Origin of the sequence: Streptomyces sp. NBC_01296 (genome assembly GCF_035984415.1) — a bacterium.
Classification (GTDB): Bacteria; Actinomycetota; Actinomycetes; order Streptomycetales; family Streptomycetaceae; genus Streptomyces.
This window is the reverse complement of record NZ_CP130720.1, coordinates 6,556,472-6,574,120: the sequence shown is the minus strand read 5'-3', so window position 1 is coordinate 6,574,120 and position 17,649 is coordinate 6,556,472. Positions and strand designations below refer to the sequence as shown.

The 17,649-nt window shown below is 72.0% G+C and carries 17 protein-coding genes; 3 read left to right on the top strand and 14 right to left on the bottom strand.

Annotated features, from left to right (window positions below; translation table 11 throughout):
• The first annotated feature begins 233 nt into the window (after positions 1 to 233).
• From OG299_RS29955 to OG299_RS29945, 3 genes are all read left to right on the top strand, one after another.
• Positions 234 to 575 carry a DUF952 domain-containing protein gene (locus OG299_RS29955; RefSeq protein WP_266630631.1) on the top strand — a complete coding sequence of 114 codons (342 nt, stop codon included), beginning with the start codon at positions 234 to 236 and terminating at the stop codon, positions 573 to 575.
• Positions 576 to 668: 93 nt separating this feature from the next.
• Positions 669 to 1,136, top strand: a complete 468-nt coding sequence (locus tag OG299_RS29950) for a Rieske (2Fe-2S) protein (RefSeq protein ID WP_266630630.1) — start codon at positions 669 to 671, stop codon at positions 1,134 to 1,136.
• 28 nt (positions 1,137 to 1,164) lie between these two features.
• A complete protein-coding gene (locus OG299_RS29945) occupies positions 1,165 to 1,872 on the top strand; it encodes a nucleotidyltransferase domain-containing protein (protein WP_327363153.1) in 708 nt (235 codons plus the stop codon).
• On the opposite strand, the gene OG299_RS29940 is transcribed toward OG299_RS29945, so the two are convergent.
• The 14 genes from OG299_RS29940 to OG299_RS29875 all read right to left on the bottom strand — a co-directional run bounded on the left by OG299_RS29940 (position 1,861) and on the right by OG299_RS29875 (position 17,437).
• Positions 1,861 to 2,619: a nucleotidyltransferase domain-containing protein gene (locus OG299_RS29940; RefSeq protein WP_327363152.1), complete on the bottom strand. Its 759-nt coding sequence runs from the start codon at positions 2,617 to 2,619 to the stop codon at positions 1,861 to 1,863. The genes OG299_RS29945 and OG299_RS29940 overlap by 12 nt on opposite strands.
• Before the next feature lie 3 nt (positions 2,620 to 2,622).
• Positions 2,623 to 3,645 carry an ADP-ribosylglycohydrolase family protein gene (locus tag OG299_RS29935; protein WP_327363151.1) on the bottom strand — a complete coding sequence of 341 codons (1,023 nt, stop codon included), beginning with the start codon at positions 3,643 to 3,645 and terminating at the stop codon, positions 2,623 to 2,625.
• The gene (locus tag OG299_RS29930) at positions 3,642 to 4,373 is read right to left on the bottom strand and encodes an NUDIX hydrolase (RefSeq protein ID WP_266630623.1); all 732 of its coding nucleotides are present in this window, start codon (positions 4,371 to 4,373) and stop codon (positions 3,642 to 3,644) included. Before OG299_RS29930 ends, OG299_RS29935 begins: the two co-directional genes overlap by 4 nt.
• On the bottom strand, positions 4,370 to 5,467 hold the full coding sequence (locus OG299_RS29925; protein ID WP_266630621.1) for an AAA family ATPase: 1,098 nt from the start codon (positions 5,465 to 5,467) through the stop codon (positions 4,370 to 4,372). The genes OG299_RS29930 and OG299_RS29925 overlap by 4 nt, the downstream gene beginning before the upstream one ends.
• On the bottom strand, positions 5,464 to 6,063 hold the full coding sequence (gene pnuC / locus OG299_RS29920) for a nicotinamide riboside transporter PnuC (protein ID WP_266630619.1): 600 nt from the start codon (positions 6,061 to 6,063) through the stop codon (positions 5,464 to 5,466). The genes OG299_RS29925 and pnuC overlap by 4 nt, the downstream gene beginning before the upstream one ends.
• 127 nt (positions 6,064 to 6,190) lie before the next feature.
• Positions 6,191 to 7,687 (bottom strand): pseudouridine synthase, encoded by a 1,497-nt coding sequence (locus tag OG299_RS29915; RefSeq protein ID WP_327363149.1) that lies wholly within the window; start codon positions 7,685 to 7,687, stop codon positions 6,191 to 6,193.
• On the bottom strand, positions 7,687 to 8,331 hold the full coding sequence (scpB, locus tag OG299_RS29910; RefSeq protein ID WP_327363148.1) for an SMC-Scp complex subunit ScpB: 645 nt from the start codon (positions 8,329 to 8,331) through the stop codon (positions 7,687 to 7,689). The genes OG299_RS29915 and scpB overlap by 1 nt, the downstream gene beginning before the upstream one ends.
• A complete protein-coding gene (locus OG299_RS29905; RefSeq protein ID WP_327364618.1) occupies positions 8,328 to 9,344 on the bottom strand; it encodes a segregation/condensation protein A in 1,017 nt (338 codons plus the stop codon). The genes scpB and OG299_RS29905 overlap by 4 nt, the downstream gene beginning before the upstream one ends.
• Before the next feature lie 342 nt (positions 9,345 to 9,686).
• Positions 9,687 to 10,178, bottom strand: coding sequence for a hypothetical protein (locus OG299_RS29900; protein ID WP_266630613.1), 492 nt, complete (start codon positions 10,176 to 10,178; stop codon positions 9,687 to 9,689).
• Positions 10,163 to 11,200, bottom strand: coding sequence for a ParA family protein (locus OG299_RS29895; protein ID WP_266630611.1), 1,038 nt, complete (start codon positions 11,198 to 11,200; stop codon positions 10,163 to 10,165). The genes OG299_RS29900 and OG299_RS29895 overlap by 16 nt, the downstream gene beginning before the upstream one ends.
• Positions 11,201 to 11,692: 492 nt before the next feature.
• Positions 11,693 to 12,808, bottom strand: coding sequence for an alanine dehydrogenase (gene ald, locus OG299_RS29890; RefSeq protein WP_136233272.1), 1,116 nt, complete (start codon positions 12,806 to 12,808; stop codon positions 11,693 to 11,695).
• Between the two features lie 152 nt (positions 12,809 to 12,960).
• Positions 12,961 to 15,006 (bottom strand): tetratricopeptide repeat protein, encoded by a 2,046-nt coding sequence (locus OG299_RS29885; protein WP_327363147.1) that lies wholly within the window; start codon positions 15,004 to 15,006, stop codon positions 12,961 to 12,963.
• A gap of 58 nt (positions 15,007 to 15,064) precedes the next feature.
• On the bottom strand, positions 15,065 to 15,694 hold the full coding sequence (locus OG299_RS29880; RefSeq protein ID WP_266630605.1) for an NUDIX domain-containing protein: 630 nt from the start codon (positions 15,692 to 15,694) through the stop codon (positions 15,065 to 15,067).
• Positions 15,695 to 15,793: 99 nt separating this feature from the next.
• On the bottom strand, positions 15,794 to 17,437 hold the full coding sequence (locus tag OG299_RS29875) for a CTP synthase (RefSeq protein ID WP_327363146.1): 1,644 nt from the start codon (positions 17,435 to 17,437) through the stop codon (positions 15,794 to 15,796).
• Positions 17,438 to 17,649 lie beyond the last annotated feature (212 nt).

Here is a 17,649-nt window from a genome sequence, read left to right as displayed (position 1 = left end):
GTGCGGGTGCGTAACGGGCAACGGGTAACGGCAAGTCAGGGCCAGGGTAGCCAGCGCACACGGCGCGAGGACCCGGCAGCCCGTCATGTGGGACGGCGGCCGGGCCCTCGGCGCCGGGGCGGGCGCGGGTGTGCCTTTCGAAGAAAGGACGAAACACGATCAATGTCACCCACACCGCCCCAAGCCGCCACTTGGTACGGGAAGTCGGCGGCGGCTGCGGTAAAACCGTCGGCATGATCTTCCACATCGTTCCGCTCGCCGACTGGACCGCCGCGCCCGAGCTTCCGTACGCCCCCTCCTCGCTCGACTCGGAGGGCTTCGTGCACTGCTCGGCCGACCGCCCGACGGTGCTCGAGATCGCGGAAGCGCACTACCGCGACGCACCGGGTCCGCTGCTGGCCGTCGAGCTCGACGAACGGGCCCTGACCTCGGAGGTCCGCCGCGAGGGTGAATCCGGTGGCCGCTACCCGCACGTCCACGGCCCGCTGGACCGGGCGGCCGTGGTCCGCGTCTGGGAGGTCGTCCGTACGCCGGGCGCCCCGGCGGAACTGTCCCCGTGGGGGCAGGGCTCCTGAACCCGGCGGCGCGGGGGCTTCTCCTGCGGCCCGGGACGCGCCAGGATGCTGCTCGCCATCCCCCCATCCCGGACCGCATCGAGGAGCAACCCCATGAGCGACCCCACGCCGACAGCCCGCCGCACGGTACTGGCGGCAGGTGCCGCCGCGCTGGCCGGCGGCACGCTCACCGCGTGCGGCGGCGAGGAGAAGAACCCGAAGAGCGAGCCGGGCAGCGCCTCCAGCCCGCAGGCGGCGCAGTCCCCCTCGCCCTCGTCCGGGACGGCTGCGGGCAAGGCCCTGCTGAAGTCCTCCGCCGTACCGGTGGGCGGCGGCACGATCCTCAAGGAGGAGAAGCTGGTCGTCACCCAGCCGACGGCCGGGTCCTTCCGCTGCTTCACGGCGGTGTGCACGCACCAGGGCTGCATCGTGAACAAGGTGGAGGCCGGCACCATCGACTGCCCCTGCCACGGCAGCAAGTTCGAGATCACGGACGGCGCTGTGGCCCACGGCCCGGCCACCCGTCCCCTGGCGGAGAAGCAGATCACGGTGGCCCCGGACGGCAATATCTCGCTCGCGTAGCGCGGCCGCGCCCGCCTACGCTCCCCGGATGAACGAGCCGACGACGCCCGCGGAAGCCCTGAACCTCGCCCTGGTACGCGACCACACGGTCTACGCGTGCGTCATGGGCTCCCGGGCGTTCGGCCTGGCGACGGAGGCGAGCGACACCGACCGGCGCGGGGTGTACGTCGCCCCGACCCCCCTCTTCTGGCGCTTCGAGAAGCCGCCGACGCATGTGGAGGGCCCGCGGGAGGAGGAGTTCTCCTGGGAGCTGGAACGCTTCTGCGAACTCGCCCTGCGCGCCAACCCGAACATCCTGGAGTGCATGCACTCCCCGCTGGTGGAACGGCTGACCCCGGTGGGCGAGGAACTCCTCTCCCTCCGGGAGGCCTTCCTCTCCCGCCGGGCCCACACCACCTTCACCCGGTACGCGGCCTCCCAGCGCGCCAAACTCGTCGCGGACGTCCGCATCCACGGCGCCCCGCGCTGGAAGCACGCCATGCACCTCCTGCGCCTGCTCCTGTCCTGCCGCGACCTCCTGCGCACGGGCCGCCTGACGATCGACGCCACCGAGCACCGCGACCGCCTCCTGTCGGTCAAACGCGGCGAACTCACCTGGCCCGAGGTCGACACGTGGATGTCCCGCCTGACGGCGGAATCCGAAACGGCCCTGGCCACGACCCCCCTCCCCGAAGCCCCGGACCTGTCCCGCGTGGAGGACTTCCTCCTCCGCACGCGCCGGATGTCAGCCGTCTAGTCTCCGGCGCCGGACGACGAGGTCGTCGAGCGCGTCGTACGCCGACACCTGCGTCGGCAGTGCGGACGCGGCCTGCGCCGCCTCCAGGACCGCGTGCAACGCCTCGAAGTCCCGCTGGGCGCGGGATCCGTCCGTGCCGGCGGCCGGGCCGTGCTCGGCCGCGACCTTGGCCTCGATCAGGTCGGCCAGGTACGCCGGGGACTCCCGTACGTCGCCCAGCAGGGTCGGCAGATGTGCCTGGATCTCGCCGGCGCGCATCAGGTGGATGCCGGTCAGCAGCGCGCGGAAGGCGTAGAGCAGCGGCTTGAGTTCACCGGTCTTCCCGAAGAGGCCCCACTGGGTGTTCGCGAAACCCCGGTAGTGGTGGGCGTGGTGGGAGGTCAGGACGCCCGGGGCCAGTGCGATCAGTTCCTCGTGCGCCGCCGTCGTGTGGACCACCAGCGGGGACAGCAACTGCTCCAGGACGTAGCCGTTGCGGTTGAGCATCAGCCGGACGAACTTGCGCAGGTCGTGCGTGACGAGGTCCATCTCCACGTCGTCCCGGTCCCACATGCGGGTCCGGGTCTTCTGCGGCTCGCGCAGGCCGAGCAGGGCCGACGCAGGCAGGAGGTGGGCACCGCGCAGGTCGATGTCCGAGTCCCGGGAGGGGAAGCCGTACAGGTGGGCGCCCGAGACCGTGGCGAAGAGCAGCGGGTCGGGCTGCTCCGCCACCACGGGGGTCAGGTCGATACTCAGTGCATCCAGCATGGATCAAGCATCCCAGAGGGCTCCGAAGGCCAGGAGTTCGTCGCGGTACTCGATGCGGGCCTCCCAGTCGCGGGGCCAGACGTCCGGGCCCAGGTGGGCGCCCGCGAAGGCGCCGGCCAGGCAGGCGATGGAGTCCGAGTCGCCCCTCGTGCAGGCCGCGCGGCGCAGGGCCGTGAGGGGGGCCTCCGGGAAGAGGAGGAAGCACTGGAGGGCCGTGGCCAGGGCTTCTTCCGCGATCCAGCCGTCGCCCGTCGTCAGGCACGGGTCCGTTTCCGGAGAGGGCGACTTCAACGCCGCCGTCAGGCGGTCCAGGACCGACAGGCACTCGTCCCAGCCGCGGGCGATGAACGACTCCGGGGTCGCGTCCGACGCCGTGCGCATCCAGAGGTCGCCCAGCCAGCGCTCGTGGTAGTGCGTGCGGTGGTGCAGGGCGTACGAGCGGAGTTGGCCGACCAGGCCCGTCACCTCCGTGCCCTGCGCGAGGAGGTACACCGCCCGGGCCGTGAGGTCCGAGGCGGCCAGGGCCGTCGGGTGGCCGTGGGTCAGGGCCGACTGGAGCTGCGCCGCGCCGGCGCGCTCCTCCTCCGTCCAGCCGGGCACCAGACCCACCGGGACCACCCGCATGTTCGCCCCGCAGCCCTTCGACCCGATCTGGCTCGCGTCCCGCCAGTCCCGGGAGGGGTCGTTCAGCAGATTGCACGCCCGCAGGCACGTGTTGCCGGGCGCCCTGTTGTTCTCCGGGGAGTGGTACCAGTCCACGAACTCTTCCCGGACCGGGCGGGCCAGGCGCAGCGGGCCGACCCTGCCGCGATCCATCGCCGTCCGCATGCCGCGCGCCAGGGCCAGCGTCATCTGGGTGTCGTCCGTGACGATCGCCGGGCTCGGCAGCCGCATCTCGCGCCACGGGCCGGTCTTCGCCAGGATCGACGGGACGTCGTTGAACTCCGTCGGGAAGCCCAGCGCATCGCCGAGGGCGAGGCCGATCAGGGCCCCCGTCGCCGGCCGCTTCCTCGGGACCAGGGTCATTTCGCGTTTCCTTCCGTGGGGCGGAGCAGCGGGGGGTGCAGGGTGGTCGCCGGGCCCGCCCGGTACAGCGCGGCCGGTTTGCCGCGGCCTCCGGTCAGCCGGGCGGCTCCCGGCACGGCCTCGACGAAGCCGGGCGTCGCCAGGACCTTGCGGCGGAAGTTGGGGCGGTCCAGGGCGGTCCCCCAGACGGTCTCGTAGACGGCCTGGAGCTCCCCGAGGGTGAATTCGGGCGGGCAGAACCCCGTGGCCAGGCAGGTGTATTCGAGTTTTGCGCCGATGCGGGAGCGGGCGTCGGACAGGATCAGCGCGTGGTCGAAGGCCAGCGGCCCGGTCTTCTCCACCGGCACCCAGCGCGCCCGGTCCGCGTCGCCGCCGCCCTCCGCCGCCGGCTCCGGCATGTCCGGGACCAGGGCGGTGAAGGCCACCGAGACGACCCGCATCCGGGGATCGCGGTCGGGCTCGCTGTACGTGCGCAGCTGCTCCAGGTGGAGCGCGCCGACGACCGCCTCCGGCAGGCCGGTCTCCTCGGCCAGTTCCCGGCGGGCCGCCGTCTCCGCGGACTCCCTGGGCAGCAGGAAGCCGCCGGGCAGCGCCCAGGCTCCCGCGTACGGCTCCTGGCCGCGGCGGATCAGCAGGACGTGCAGCGCCCCGCCGCGGACGGTGAACACCGCCAGGTCGACCGTCACCGCGAAGGGTTCGAACGCGTGCGGGTCGTAGGCCGTCGTCATCGCTTCTCCGGCAGGGGGTCCGCGAAGTGCCGGCCCGCGCGGAGCAGTTCGTCGACCGCCTCGACCGCCGCCTTCAGCCGCGTCTCGTGATCGCCTCGTACGATCAGGAAACGCCGCCCGGTCCGGTCGAGTTCCGCGCGGAAGCGGTCCGTCATCCAGGGCCTCAGGTGCTCGCCGTCGCGCAGGCCGTCGTCCTCGAAGGGCACGTCCGCATGGTCCGTGAGGAGGTACAGGTCCCGGGGCGTCATGGCGGCGATCTTCTCGACCTCCTCGCTGCGCCCTCCCATGTACCGCTCGTGCCAGATGCCGGTCGCGAAGGAGTCGGTGTCGCAGATCAGCACCGGCGAGCCCGTCCGGGCCGCCCGCTCCTCCTCCGCGTCCTGCCGCCGCGCGATCACCGGGAACTCCGCGGCGGTGAACGACACGTCCTCCCAGGTCGCCGCCGGGTCCGCCGCCCGCGCCGCCGCCAGCTTCTCCTCGCTGTACGCGCGCCCGTACTCCGCGACCCAGCCCGTCCCGGCCCAGACCCCACCGCGCGCCCGGTAGTGGGCCGCGAGGGCCCGCGACAGGGTCGTCGTACCGGTCGACTCGGCGCCGAGTACGACGATCCGCCGGGTCAGGGCGGCGCGTACGCCCGGCCCCAGGAACTCCCAGTTCCCGACCGGGTCCGCCCGTACCGCCGTGCCGGAGACGGGGAAGCGGGTCCGCCCCGGGTCCACGCAGACCTCCTCGGCGCCGAACCGCCGGGCGAGCTCGCTCCCGTACTCCTCCGAGGTGAAGACGGCGTCGACCGGCCCGGGCACCGCGCCCCGGAAGACCGCCATGTGCGCCTCCCAGACCGCCGGGTCGTGCAGGTCGACCGGGATGTCGTCGACCGCGCCGACGACCTCCGCCCCCGGGTGCGCCTCGCGCATCCAGGCCACCCGGTCGGCGAGCGGCACCGACTCCACCGAGGCGGCGCACACCAGCACGGTCAGCCGCTCGCACTGCTCCTGGGCGGTGCGCACGAGGTGGTGGTGCCCGGCGTGCGGCGGGTAGAACTTGCCGAGCACGAGCCCGTGCCCGAAGCGCTTCGTCCCGTTCGCGCCGCTCATGCCGCCGCCTGCGCCGCCGCCGTACGGGCGCCCCGCGCCGGCAGCGTGCGCCGCCAGCCGAGCAGCCCGACCACGCAGAGCGCGAGGAAGCCGACGTACAGGGCCGAGGTCAGGTACAGCCCCTTGTAGGCGTAGAGCGGGATGTACACGAGGTCGGCGGCGATCCACAGCCACCACGACTCGACGAGCTTGCGGCACTGGCCGTACGTGGCCATGAGCGAGAGCCCGGTGGTCAGCGCGTCCCAGAACGGGACGGTGGAATCGGTGACCCGGCCGAGCAGGAGCGTCAGCCCGAGCACCCCCACCGCCCCCGCCGCGGCCAGTACGGCCCATTCGGTGCGCGTGGTGCGGCGCACCGGCAGGGCCTCTGCGGATCCTGGTCCACCCCCGTGGGTCCAGGACCACCAGCCGTACGCGGCGAGGGCGATGAAGACGATCTGGAGCCCGGCGTCGGCGTACAGGCCGGACTGGGCGAAGAGCACGATGAAGAAAACGTTGTTGGCGATGCCGATGGGCCAGTTCGCGACGTGCTGGCGGGCGACGAGCCAGACGCACAGCGCTCCGGTGGCGAAGCCCAGAATTTCGGTCCAGCTCATGACGGCCGACCCCTCCTCGTTCTTTAATAGTCATGCTGACTATAAACACGGGACGGGTCCCTGACAAGCGGAAAGCCCGCAGTGCCACGGGGGCACTGCGGGCTTTCGCGTCTCGGGCGCGGAGGGGCTACAGACCGACCTCGCGCATGAGCATGCCGACCTCGGTGTTCGTCAGGCGGCGCAGCCAGCCGGACTTCTGGTCGCCCAGCTCGATCGGGCCGAAGGAGGTCCGGACGAGCTTCTCGACCGGGAAGCCGGCCTCGGCCATCATGCGGCGGACGATGTGCTTGCGGCCCTCGTGGAGGGTCACCTCGACCAGGTAGTTCTTGCCGAGCTGGTCGACGACGCGGAAGTGGTCGGCGCGGGCGTACCCGTCCTCCAGCTCGATGCCGTCCTTGAGCTTCTTGCCGATGTCGCGCGGCAGCGGGCCGGTGATCGCGGCGACGTACGTCTTCTTCACGCCGTACTTCGGGTGCGTGAGGCGGTGGGCCAGCTCACCGTGGTTGGTGAGGAGGATGATGCCCTCGGTCTCGGTGTCGAGCCGGCCGACGTGGAAGAGCCGGGTCTCCCGGTTGGTGACGTAGTCGCCGAGGCACTGGCGGCCGTCCGGGTCCTCCATGGTGGAGACGACACCGGCGGGCTTGTTCAGCGCGAAGAACAGGTACGACTGGGTGGCGACCGTCAGGCCGTCGACCTTGATCTCGTCCTTCGGCTGGACGCGCTTGCCCTGCTCCAGCACGATCTCGCCGTTGACCTCGACGCGGGCCTGCTCGATCAGCTCCTCGCACGCACGGCGCGAGCCCATGCCGGCGCGGGCGAGCACCTTCTGCAGGCGCTCACCCTCCTCCTCGGCACCCGGGAAGGTCTTCGGGGTCTTGATCACGGGCTTGTCGGCGTACCGGTCGCGCACGCGCTCCTCGATCCGCGCGTCCAGCTCGCGGGGGCGGGACTGGCCGCTGCGGCTGCCGGGACCGCGGCGCGGGCCGCCGGCCCCGCCGATGCCGGGGGTCCTGGGGCCGCCCTTGGCGCCGCCGCGCGCCGCGTCGCCGCGGGCACCGCCGCGGTTGCCGTCGGCCGCGCCGCGGGCACCGCCGCCGCCGGCCTTGGCGCCGCCGCGGCCGTTGCGCTCGCCCTCGGGGCCTACGTCGTAGCGACGCTCCTCGGGGCGGGGGTTGCGGATGCGGGGGGCCTGCTCGCGGTCACGGTCGCGAGAGCCGGAGCCGGCGCCCTGGTAACCGCCACCGCTGGAGCTGCCACCGCGGGAGCCGCCGCCCTGGTAACCGCCACCGCTGGAGCTGCCACCGCGGGAGCCGCCGCCCTGGTAACCGCCACCGCTGGAGCTGCCACCGCGGGAGCCACCGCCCTGGTAACCGCCACCGCTGGAGCTGCCACCGCGGGAGCCACCGCCCTGGTAGCCGCCACGGGAGCCTCCGCCCTGGTAGCCACCGCCGGAGCTGCCACCGCGGGAGCCACCGCCCGAGCCGCTGCCACCGCCGGAGCCGCTACCGCGGTAGCCACCACCGCCGCCGCTGGAGCTGCCGCCGCGGGAGCCACCGCGCGCGCCGCCACCACCGCCGCCGCTGTTCCTGTTGCCGCCACCGTTGCCGTTGCCGCTGCTTCGCATCAAAGTTCCGTCGTCTTGTCGTCTTCATCGGTATCCGGTGCATCCGGATCGAACGACGGAACACCCTCTTGCGTCTCAGCTTCGATCGCGTCCGCCTCGGGGAGGAAGGGCGCGAGCTCCGGGAGCTCGTCCAGGCCTCGCAGGCCCATCCGCTCCAGAAAGTAGTTCGTCGTCCTGTACAGGATCGCACCTGTTTCGGGTTCCGTGCCCGCCTCGGCCACCAGACCGCGCTGGAGCAGGGTCCGCATGACCCCGTCGCAGTTCACTCCGCGGACCGCCGAAACCCGCGAGCGGCTCACCGGCTGGCGGTACGCGACGACCGCCAGGGTCTCCAGTGCGGCCTGCGTCAGCCGGGCCTGCTGGCCGTCCAGCACGAAGCGCTCGACGGCGTCGGAGTACTCCGCGCGGGTGTAGAAACGCCAGCCGCCGGCCACGAGCCGCAGCTCGAAGCCCCGCCCCTGGACGGTGTACTCGTCCGCCAGCTCGCGCAGGGCGTCCGCGACCTCGCGCGGGGTGCGGTCCAGCACCTTGGCGAGGTGGGCCTCGGTCGCGGGCTCGTCCACGACCATGAGGACGGCCTCCAGGGCCGGCTTCAGCGCGAGCGCCTGCAGCGGCGGGATCTGCGGCGGAGTGGTTCCGGTCATTCTTTGGCCTCCACGACCTGGTCGAACTCGTCGGTGACGGTCGGCATTCCGTCACCGTCCCCGCCGCTCCAGCGGACGGTGAGCGTCCGCAGGGCCTCCTCCTGGTCGAGGACGACCGCCTTCTCGCGGTAGAGCTCCAGGAGGGCCAGGAACCGCGCGACGACGGTGAGGGTGTCGTCGGCGTCCTCGGTGAGCTCCTGGAAGGTGGCCTCGCCGCGCGCCTTGAGCAGCGCGACCACCACGGCGGCCTGCTCGCGCACGCTGACGAGCGGTGCGTGGATGTGGTCGACGTAGACCTGGGGCTTGGCCTTGGGCTGCATGGCCTTGACCGCGAGCCGGGCGAACCCCTCGGCGCCGATGCTGATGACGACCTCGGGGAGGAGCTCCGCGTGGTGGTCCTCGAGGCCGACGGTACGGGGGTGGCGGCGGCCCTCGGCCTCGGCCCGCTGCTCGAAGATCTCGGCGATCCGTTTGTACGCGCGGTACTGGAGCAGGCGGGCGAAGAGCAGGTCGCGGGCCTCGAGCAGGGCGAGGTCGGCCTCGTCCTCCACCTCGGCGGCGGGCAGCAGGCGGGCGGCCTTCAGATCGAGCAGGGTGGCGGCGACCACGAGGAACTCGGTGGTCTGGTCGAGGTCCCAGTCGGGGCCCATGGCTCGGATGTGCGCCATGAACTCGTCGGTGACCTTGGAGAGGGCGACCTCGGTGACGTCGAGCTTGTGCCGGGAGATCAGCTGGAGCAGCAGATCGAAGGGCCCCTCGAAGTTGGCGAGCCGCAAAGTGAACCGCCCGTCGGCACCTGCCGACGCTCCCGCTCCGCCCTCCACGGGCTCCTGCGGGGCCCCTGCGGGCCCGTCAGCCGTCGCGGGGGGCCGGCCGGGGTCCTCACCCGGCCCGGGGGCCACGGGCCCCTCAGGGGGCACCTGAGCGTCTCGCGGCTCGGACACGGCCGGGGCACCCGGCCCACGACCCAGACTGCGGCGGGCGGGGCGGCCGGGATCGGCGGGAGGGGGCATCACGGTCCAAGGCGGTACGGAGGGGGTCGGCGGCCACCCCCAAGGCTGCCACGCTCCCCCCGCCCACCTCCCCCGGACCCGCCCGGGGACCGGCCCGGGGCCGGAAGCCGCGGGGCGGGACGCGCACCGCAGGGACACGCCCCGCACTCCACCGACACCGCCCGCCAAAACCACCGCCACCACCACCGGGCAACGTCGCGGGCCACCGGCCAGGCAACGCCCGCCGCCCAGCCACCCCGCGCACCGTGGGCAGGCCCCTCCGGGACCAGCGCCCGCCGGCCCGCCGGTCAGCCGCCCCGCCGGGAACAGCGCCCGCCGGTCAGCTGCCAGCCGGTCAGGCGATCAGCGGCCGCGGAGTCTGCGGACCAGGATGCTCGCGTCGCCGCGGGACTCCAGGTCCGCCAGGACCACCGCCACCGCCTCGCGGACGATGCGGCCGCGGTCCACCGCCAGGCCGTGCTCCCCGCGGAGCACCAGCCTCGCGTGCTCCAGGTCCATGAGCTCCTCGGCGGAGACGTAGACCGTGATCTTCTCGTCGTGCCGTTCACGCCCGCTGGGCCTGCGGTTCGCCCCGCGGCCCTGACCCTTGCCCCGCCGGGGTTCCTGACTGACAGAACCTTCCTGCGAGCGCCGGGGTGCAGCCACCACCGGCTCCGTACCGGCCGCGGCCTCCCGGCTGCGACCCTCCCCCGCCGTGCCCTCCGCCGAAGCCGCCGTATGCTCCCCGGCGGGTGTCTCCTCCGGGCCCCGCCTCGGAGAGGACGACTGCAGCGCCATCCCCCCGGTCGTACGGAACAGTTCGTCGGCTCCGGGCAGACTCACTCGGCGGGACACCGGGCGAGCACCTCCCTGGCCAGCTGGCGATAGGCGGCGGCCCCGACGGAGTTGGAGGCGTACGTGGTGATCGGCTCGCCGGCGACCGTGGTCTCCGGGAAGCGCACCGTCCGGCCGATGACCGTGTGGTAGACGTGGTCGTCGAACGCCTCGACGACGCGCGCCAGCACCTCACGGCTGTGCACCGTACGGGAGTCGTACATCGTGGCGAGGATGCCGTCGAGCTCCAGGTCGGGGTTGAGCCGCTCCTGCACCTTCTCGATGGTCTCGGTCAGCAGCGCCACACCGCGCAGCGCGAAGAACTCGCACTCCAGCGGCACGATGACCTTGTGAGCCGCCGTCAGGGCGTTCACGGTCAGCAGACCGAGCGAGGGCTGACAGTCGATCACGATGTAGTCGTAGTCGGCCATCAGGGGCCTCAGCGCCCGCTGCAGCGTCGACTCTCTCGCGACCTCGCTGACCAACTGCACTTCCGCAGCGGACAGGTCGATGTTGCTCGGCAGCAGGTCCATGTTCGGAACCGCGGTCTTGAGCAGCACCTCGTCGGCCGACATGCCCCGCTCCATGAGCAGGTTGTAGACCGTCAGGTCGAGTTCCATCGGGTTCACGCCGAGGCCCACGGACAGCGCGCCCTGCGGGTCGAAGTCGACGAGCAGCACGCGGCGCCCGTACTCGGCGAGTGCGGCGCCCAGGTTGATGGTCGACGTGGTCTTGCCCACGCCGCCCTTCTGGTTGCACATCGCGATGATCTTCGCCGGACCGTGATCGGTCAGCGGACCCGGGATCGGGAAGTACGGCAGCGGCCGTCCGGTCGGGCCGATCCGCTCACGGCGCTGACGGGCAGCGTCGGGAGCGAGGGTGGCCGCGTACTCGGGGTCGGGCTCGTACTCCGCGTCCGGGTCGTAGAAGTGCCCCTCGGGCACATTTTCGTAGTCGGCGAAACCCGCGGGCTTTTCGCCGCTCAGGTCGCCGGCCCTGGAGTTCACGTCTAGGCCGTCCATGCTCTTTCGGGGCGTCGTCATGTGCTGGTGGTTTGCGAAGGTGCGTACTGCGACGGAGCCGACCGCTTCGAGTCCGGCGGGTCCTTGGCCCCGGTCCGGGGGTACCTCCGCGCCTGCAGGGCGCTGGGAGCGCGTCCCTGCGCGACCACCTCCGGGAGCAAATGTCGACTCATTCACAAGTCGTCTTACCTCCTCGGACGTGACCAGGACACTTATCGATAGGTCAGCGTGGCACCATGCCGACGGTTGGCGACTCTATGGCGTGTCACCACTCAGCGGCAACACAATCCGTCGGACCGGCAACGATGTGTCGGCAACCGAACACCACTCTGTCAAGGGCGTCCGGGCTGTCGCTGCGAAGTTTCGCGGGTGTGCGAAAGGGTTAAAGGGTTACGTTCGAGGCGAGTTGAACCGCGCCCGTTCGCCCCTCGCAAACGCGTCCGGCCGAACCTTGCGGGCAAGGTCCGGCCGGATACGTGAGATTGACGTCAGTCGTTGACGGGGTCTGACCGATCAGCCGAGCAGCGTGCTCAGCTCGAGGGTCTCGAGGCCGTGGGCCTCGGCGACCGGACCGTAAACGACCTGGCCGTCATGGGTGTTGAGGCCCAGGCCGAGCGCGGGGTCGCGACGCAGCGCCTCGACCCAGCCGAGGTTCGCGAGCTGCACGATGTAGGGCAGCGTGGCGTTGGTCAGCGCGTAGGTGGAGGTGTTCGGCACCGCGCCCGGCATGTTGGCGACGCAGTAGAAGACCGAGTTGTGGACCTGGAAGGTCGGCTCGGCGTGGGTGGTCGGACGGGAGTCCTCGAAGCAGCCGCCCTGGTCGATCGCAATGTCGACAAGGACACTTCCGGGCTTCATCTTGGCGACGAGCTCGTTGGTGACCAGCTTCGGGGCCTTCGCACCCGGGATCAGCACCGCGCCGATGACGAGGTCGGCCTCGACGACGGCCTTCTCCAGCTCGTAGGCGTTGGAGACGATCGTCTTGATCTTCGTGCCGAAGATCTTGTCGGCCTCGCGGAGCTTGTTGATGTCCCTGTCGAGCAGGGTCACGTGGAAGCCCATGCCGATGGCGATCTGCGCGGCGTTCCAGCCGGAGACGCCGCCGCCGATGACCACGCACTCGCCGGCGTGGGTGCCGGGGACACCGCCGGGGAGCACGCCGCGGCCGCCGGCCGAGCGCATCAGGTGGTAGGCGCCGACCTGCGGGGCCAGGCGGCCCGCGACCTCGGACATCGGGGCGAGCAGCGGGAGCGCGCGGTTGGCGAGCTCGACCGTCTCGTACGCGATGGCGGTGGTGCCGGACTCCAGGAGGGCGTCCGTGCACTCGCGGGAGGCCGCCAGGTGCAGGTAGGTGAAGAGGGTCTGGTCCTTGCGGAGGCGGTGGTACTCCTCGGCGATGGGCTCCTTGACCTTCAGCAGCAGGTCGGCGGTGGCCCAGACCTCGTCGGCGGTGCCGAGGATCTCGGCGCCGGCGGCGACGTACTCCGCGTCCGTGATCGAGGAGCCGACACCGGCGTTCTGCTCGATGAAGACCTGGTGGCCGTTACGGACCAGCTCATGCACGCCGGCAGGCGTGATGGCGACCCGGAACTCGTTGTTCTTGACCTCGCGGGGGATGCCGACCTTCATCGTCGATCACGGTCCTTGGCTCAGGGGATTTTTCGGGGCACTTCCATACATACCCGCCCACAAGAACGCGCAACGGGATGCACCACGGGATGTCGTGGTGAAGCCAGTCTAATGAAGGACGACGCGCTGTCTAGCCTTGCAAACCAATAATCTCAGTCGGAACCACTACGGATTTCGCAGGCTGCGGGGTCGTCTCCCAGCAATCTGTCGGCTGCCGAGCGGTGCAGCCTTGCAGCGGCCGGGTCGCCCAGCCGGTCGAGGGTGTCGGCGAGGCGCACCTGGAGCGCGGCCTGAAGCCGCAGGTCTCCGGCCTTGCGCGCGAGCTCCACCGCCTCGCGGCAGGTGTGCAGCGATTCCTCGGGCCGTCCGGCGTACTCCTGGATTCGCGCCATCTCGCTCAACGCCTTTGCCTGGCCCGGAACATCGGCCAGTTTTCGGTACCCCGCGGCGGCGGTCCGCCAGCTGCGCAGCGCGTCCCCGTAGCGGCCCGCGTACATGTGCACGTTGCCGAGCCGTCCGTACAGCCGGGCCTCGTCCGCCCGCTCCCCGCGCGCGAGGGCCTGGGACAGGGCCCGGCCGAACCAGTCGGCGGCCCGGTGCCAGTCCGCGAGCTCCTGGTAGGCGCCGCCTACGGATTCCATCGCGCGGCCGGTCGCGTACGGGTCGTTCGCCGCCCGTCCCGCGTCCAGCGCGGCCCGGTAGCGCTCCAGCGCCTCCTGGGTGCGGCCCGTCTCGGCGTCCAGGTCGGCCAGGTTCAGCAGGGCCGCGGCCTGCTCCCGGTGCAGGTTGCGGCGCTCGGCCACGTCCAGGACCAGGCGGTGCAGCCCGTACAGCTCGGGGGCGGCCGCGGCGGTGCCGCGGTGCTCCGCGAGGGCCCGTACGAGGGCTGAGACCAGCCGGCGGGCCAGGGTGTCGAGCCCGCCGTCGGCCACGGCCAGGGCGGCGGCGGCGGTCAGCGCGGGCAGCCGGGTGTCGAGCCAGGTGGCGGCGGCCCGCCGGTCGGGGAACCGCAGGGCGCGCGGCAGCCCGTCCAGCTTCTCCCGCACGTCACCCTCGTCGGTCTCGGCCATGACCCGGCAGGAGTGCAGCAGGCGTACGGTGCGCTCCAGCATCCGGGCCCGGGCCAGCTGGACCTCGGCGGCGCGTTCCTTGGTCTCCAGCAGGGCCCGGAGCAGCGGGGCGAGGCAGCCGGGCAGCAGGAAGAGCCCGCCCGCGGCATGGCGGACGAGGCCCAGCCCGACGAAGTCCTCCAGGGTGGACTGGGCGGCGGCCACGGAGCAGCCGGCGAGGGCGGAGGCGGTGTGCGAGTCGACGATCCCGGCGGGGGCGAGCGGCAGCAACCGGAGGGTGCGCTGGGCGGGCTGCGGCAGGGACTCGTAGACGAGCCGGAAGCCGCGGCCGAGCGGGCCGCTGGTGCCGGGGGGCATGTCGTGGAGCTGCTTGGCCACGTCGGAGACGGCGGCCTTGGGGTGCGCGGCGAGCCAGCCGCCGACCAGGGCCAGCGCGGCGGGCTGGCCCCCGCACTCCTCGGCGAGGTCCTCGGCGGCGCGGGGGTCGACGGCGATCCGGGTGTCCCCGATGCGCTGCGCGAGCAGCTGGACCCCGGAGGGGGTGTCGAGCCCGCCGAGGGTGCAGGGGCGGACATCCGGAATGCCGGTGAGGGGTCCTTCGGCGGTGATGACGACGAGGCATTCGGGGGTGTCCGGCAGCAGGGCGTCGACCTGGTACGGGTCGGCGGCGTCGTCGACGAGCAGGATCATCCGCCGGCCGGCGAGGGCGGTGCGCAGGGCGGAGCTGAGCTCGTCCTCGGCGGCGCCGGGGGGCGTGGCCTCCCCCAGCCCCTCCAGCAGGGTCCGGATGGCCCGCTCGGTGGCGACGCTCTCCCCGCCGGGGGCGGTGAGGCGTACCTTGATGACCCCGTCGGGGTAGTCCTCGGCGACTTCGCGGACGAACGCCTCGGCGAGGGCGGTGCGGCCCGACCCCGGCCGGCCGGCGACGAGCAGCACGCGCGCCCTGGGAGACTTGGCCTTGCGGCCCGAGAGGGTGTCGAGCCCGGTCCGTGCGATGTCCTCGCGCAGCTCCTTGAGCTCACGCCGCCGCCCGACGAAATCCGTCACGGATCCGCTCCTCTCCCTGCCTTCGGGTTGCGAGCGTAGTTCACGCAGAGCGACGACCCGTGTGGAGCGCGGCGGACACATCGCCCAATCGGATCAACAGATGGTCACACCACGCCCGAGAGGCGGCGGCCCGTTACCGCTACGCCTCGTACGGGCGGGACGGCCAGGGGGACTGGGGCGGGCGGAGGGCGTCGAGACCGCCCGGTGCGGCGAGCGCGGCGGACAGCGCCAGCGCCCCCGTCACCAGGCCCGGGTTCCCCAACCGGCCTTCCAGGACCCCGCGGACCAGGTCGGCGAGCGGAACACGGGCGATCTCCATGTCCGCCTCCTCCTCGGAGACCTCGTACCGCTCCCCCTCCGCCTCGGAGAGCCCACGGGCCAGGAAGATCCGGATCGCCTCGTCCGACCCGCCGGGGGACGCGAAGAAGTCCGCGAGCACCCGCCAGTCCTCCGCCTTGACGTGGGCCTCCTCGTACAGCTCCCGCTGGGCCGCGTGCAGCGGGTTCTCACCGGGTACGTCGAGCAGCCCGGCCGGGAGCTCCCACAGCTTGTGCCGTACGGGGTGCCGGTACTGGCGCAGGACCAGTACGCCGCCCTCGTCGTCCAGTGCCAGGACGCAGACCGATCCCGGGTGCACCTGGTAGTCCCGGCGCACCACCGAGCCGTCCGGCATGCTCACCTGCTCCGAGCGGACCGCCGTCTTCGCGCCTTCGAACGGGGTCCGCGAGGCGATGACCTCCCACGACTCCCCCGCGTCTGCGATGCCCATGACCATGATCCGTACCCCGTACCCTTCCGAAAACGCGACAGCCGGGGCACGTTCCGTGCCCCGGCTGTCTACGTTATGCGGTCAGGCTGCTGTAGGCCGTCACTTGCCCTCGGCGGCCTGCTGGCGCTCCACCGCCGCCTTGACCAGGCCCGCGAACAGCGGGTGCGGCCGCGTCGGGCGCGAGCGCAGCTCCGGGTGGGCCTGGGTGGCCACCAGGTAGGGGTGCACCTCGCGCGGGTACTCGACGTACTCGACGAGCTTGTTGTCCGGGGAGGTGCCGGAGAAGACGAGGCCCGCCTTCTTCTCCAGCTCGCCGCGGTACGCGTTGTTGACCTCGTAGCGGTGGCGGTGGCGCTCGTCCACGTACGCCTGGTCGCCGTAGACCTCGCGCACGATCGAACCCTCGGCCAGCTTCGCCGGGTACATGCCCAGGCGCATCGTTCCGCCCAGGTCGCCCGCGCCCTCGACGAAGGCCAGCTGCTCCTCCATCGTGGAGATCACCGGGTGCGGGGTGGAGGCGTCGAACTCGGTGGAGTTCGCGTCCTCGATGCCCGCCAGGTTGCGCGCGGCCTCGATGACCACGCACTGCAGGCCCAGGCACAGGCCGAGCAGCGGGATCTTGTTCTCGCGGGCGTAGGTGATCGCGCCGACCTTGCCGTTGACACCGCGGTCGCCGAAGCCGCCGGGCACGCAGATCGCGTCCACGTCGCCGAGCACCTCCGCGGCGCCGGCCGGGGTCTTGCAGTCGTCGGAGGTGACCCACTTGATCTGGACGCGGGCCTTGTTGGCGAAGCCGCCGGCGCGCAGCGCCTCGGTCACCGACAGGTACGCGTCGGGCAGGTCGATGTACTTGCCGACGAGCGCGACCTTGACCTCGTGGTCGGGGTTGTGGACGCGGTCCAGGAGGTCCTCCCAGACCGTCCAGTCGACGTCGCGGAACGGCAGGTCGAGCTTGCGCACGACGTACGCGTCGAGGCCCTCGGTGTGCAGCACCTTCGGGATGTCGTAGATCGACTTGGCGTCGATCGCCGCGACGACGGCCGCCTCGTCCACGTCGCACATCAGCGAGATCTTGCGCTTGATGGAGGTGGGGACGTCACGGTCGGCGCGCAGCACGATCGCGTCGGGCTGGATGCCGATGTTGCGCAGGGCCGCGACCGAGTGCTGGGTCGGCTTGGTCTTCAGCTCGCCGGAGGGGCCGATGTAGGGCAGCAGCGAGATGTGCACGACGAAGACGTTGTCGCGGCCGACCTCGTGGCGGACCTGGCGGACGGTCTCGAGGAAGGGCAGCGACTCGATGTCGCCGACGGTGCCGCCGACTTCGGTGATGACGACGTCGACGTCCTCGGTCGCCATGCGCCGGATGCGGTGCTTGATCTCGTTGGTGATGTGCGGGATGACCTGCACGGTGTCACCGAGGTACTCGCCGCGCCGCTCCTTGGCGATGACCTGCGAGTAGACCTGGCCGGTGGTGACGTTGGCCGAGCCGTCGAGGTCGACGTCGAGGAAGCGCTCGTAGTGGCCGATGTCCAGGTCGGTCTCGGCGCCGTCGTTGGTGACGAACACCTCGCCGTGCTGGAACGGGTTCATCGTGCCCGGGTCGACGTTCAGGTACGGGTCGAGCTTCTGCATCGTGACCCGCAGGCCGCGCGCCTTGAGCAGCGCACCCAGGCTGGAGGCCGTCAGACCCTTGCCGAGGGACGAAGCGACACCCCCGGTGACGAAGATGTGCTTGGTCGTCATGGCTGTGCTGTTTCGAAAAGCAGCGGGCGGCGTCGCCAAGAGGGGGCTCCCGTGGTCGCGAAGTGAGGTGCGTCCGGCGCCGGCCACCATCGAACCGGAGGCTCTCAGGGGGCGCCGAAGCTGCGGTTTCGGGGCTCCTGATTCGCACAGGCAGACCACCGGTCCACGGGGTACCAGCCTATCAGCGCCCGGGGCCGTCCGCCTCCGGCCAC